Source organism: Pseudomonas sp., from assembly GCF_036387035.1.
Classification (GTDB): Bacteria; Pseudomonadota; Gammaproteobacteria; order Pseudomonadales; family Pseudomonadaceae; genus Aquipseudomonas.
The window spans coordinates 1-2076 of record NZ_DASVUM010000256.1 but is presented as its reverse complement, the minus strand read 5'-3'; the positions used below and the strand labels follow the sequence as shown (position 1 = coordinate 2076).

Sequence of the window (2076 nt, the reverse complement as noted above, 5' to 3'; positions counted from 1 at the left end):
TTGCGCGGATGGTGATAAAGCTCCAGGGGTGAGCCGACCTGTTCGATGCAGCCTTTGTTGAGCACCACGATCTTGTCGGCCAGGGTCATGGCTTCGACCTGATCATGGGTGACGTAAACCATGGTCGCCTGCAGGTCGGCGTGCAACCGGGCGATCTCGATGCGCATCTGCACGCGCAGGGAGGCATCAAGGTTGGAGAGCGGTTCGTCGAACAGGAACACTTCCGGCTCATGGACGATGGCGCGGCCGATGGCCACGCGCTGGCGCTGCCCGCCTGACAACGCCTTGGGCTTGCGATCAAGCAGCGGCTCGAGCTGCAGGATGCGCGCGGCGTTGCGCACCTTGGCCTCAATCTGGTCTTTGGGTGTCTTCTGCATTTTCAGCCCGAAGGCGATGTTGTCGTAGACCGACATGTGCGGGTACAGCGCGTAGGACTGGAACACCATGGCGACGCCGCGATCGGCCGGTTCCAGGTAGGTCACGTCGCGGGCGCCGATGCGAATCTGGCCCTGGGTGATGCTTTCGAGCCCGGCAATGCAGCGCAGCAAGGTTGACTTGCCGCAGCCCGAAGGCCCGACGAAGACCACGAACTCGCGGCTCTCGATGCTCAGGTGGATGTCATGCAAGACCTTGATCTCGCCGTAGGCTTTCTCGACGCCACTCAAACTGAGCTCAGTCAAAATCTTATCCCCTGAATTATTGTTGTTTGGGCATTCTTTTCGCAGGCAGCCACGGCAACGGCGCACCGACTTGACAGCCATCCATTTCGTCCTACGATCATTTGTAATTCGGAAATTACAAATGTCAAGGAACTCGCCCAAGTCGGCCTGAAAGCCGCGCACGCTGATCGTGAAAGCGCCTTGGCAGCACCTGTCAGCACCTGGCAGCACCGCAAAACACCTGTCCCCGTGTAACCCTCACCCACAACAATAATGAGGTCACGTCAATGAAGAAGCTGGTATGGAATGCCCTTGCCCTGTCGGTTGCGCTGGGCGCCGGCACCGCTCAGGCCTGGACCCTGGAGGAGGCTGCCGCACCCTACAAGGGCACCGAAATCAAGGCGATATTCCTCGACCGTCCCGGTTATGCGGCCGCGATCAAACTGCTGCCTGAGTTCGAAAAGAAAACCGGCATCAAGGTCAGCTACGAAACCATCCCCTACGAGAATAGCCGTGAACGGGAGGTGTTGAGTTTCACTTCCGGTGAGCAGCTCGACGTGGTGCTGACCGACGTGGTGTGGATCGGCGAATTCGCCGGCAACGGCTGGCTCGAACCGGTCACCACCTTCACTCAGAACGCCAAGCTCGCCGACCCGGACCTGAAGCTCGAAGGCTTCTTCCCGATCCTGCTGGAATCGTTCGGCAGCTGGGACAAACAGACCTATGGCCTGCCCTTCGATAACTACTCCGGCCTGCTGTTCTACAACAAGTGCATGCTCAAGGACGCCGGCTTCGACAAACCGCCGGCCACGTGGGACGAGCTGCTCAAGGACTACGCGCCCAAGCTCACCGACAAATCGAAGGACCGCTACGCCTACGCCCTGCAGTCGCGGCGCGGTGAGACCCAATCGGCGGACAGCTTCATGCGCTTCCTGTGGCCATTTGGTGGCTCGCTGCTGGACGACGCCTTCAAGTCCAACCTTAATTCCAAAGCCTCGCAGCAAGGCCTGCAATTTCGTCAGGACCTGATGAAATACATGCCGCCGGGCATCGTCGATTACGACCACAACGAAGCGGTCAACGCCCTTGCCCAGGGCAAAGTGGCGATGATCACCGAGTGGTCGGCGTTCTACAGCACCCTGGCCGATCCGACCAAATCGAAGATATCCGATTGCCTCGCCGTCGCCACCGAACCCAAAGGCCCGGCCGGTCTCAAGCCGGCGCTGGGCGGTTTCTCGCTGGGCGTGAACGCCAAGTCCGACGAAAAGCAAAAGGCGGCGGCGTGGCTGTTCATTCAGTGGGTCACCTCCGAAGCCATGGCCAAGCCGTACCTGGAAGCCGGTGGCGTGAGCGGGCGCATGTCGGTGTACAAGGACGCCGAGGTGCAGAAGAAGTACCCGTTCGTGCAACCGATGGT

2 protein-coding genes are annotated in these 2076 nt (G+C 60.1%); one reads left to right on the top strand and one right to left on the bottom strand.

All coding sequences use genetic code 11. From position 1 onward, the window contains the following. Positions 1-680: ABC transporter ATP-binding protein (locus VF672_RS23240; protein WP_414705649.1), on the bottom strand; the 680-nt coding region annotated here is incomplete at its 3' end. A gap of 266 nt (positions 681-946) precedes the next feature. On the opposite strand from VF672_RS23240, the gene VF672_RS23235 reads away from it, so the two are divergent. Beyond that, positions 947-2076 (top strand): sugar ABC transporter substrate-binding protein (locus VF672_RS23235; protein ID WP_331107339.1); only part of this gene is annotated, 1130 nt, incomplete at its 3' end.